This is a genomic window from Methylobacterium sp. A54F (genome assembly GCF_053346035.1).
Genome location: NZ_JBKFBF010000223.1, coordinates 1 through 281, shown reverse-complemented (window position 1 = coordinate 281; position 281 = coordinate 1). Strand labels below are relative to the sequence as shown.

Annotated in this window: 1 protein-coding gene; it reads left to right on the top strand. The window is 72.6% G+C overall.

Going from position 1 to position 281, the window contains the following annotated elements; translation table 11 throughout:
* The coding region (gene pedF / locus ACLBXP_RS26045; protein WP_447670673.1) for a cytochrome c-550 PedF at positions 1-281 on the top strand (281 nt) is incomplete at both ends.

Below are 281 nucleotides of genomic sequence, written 5' to 3'. Positions count from 1 at the left end.
GCCAGGGCGACGTGCAGCCCCAGCCCGTGAACACGGACGGCCTCGACCCCCTCGGCGCCGACTGGCGCCCCGAGAACCCCTACCGGGGCAACGCCAAGGCGGTGGCGCTCGGCGATTCCGGCTACAACCAGAACTGCGCGCGCTGCCACGGCCTTCAGGTGATCTCGGGCGGCCTCGCGCCGGACCTGCGCTACCTGGAGAAGGGCCAGGAGGGCGACACCTGGTTCCAGGAGCGGGTGCGCCACGGCGCGCCCATCAACGGCGTCACCAAGATGCCGTCC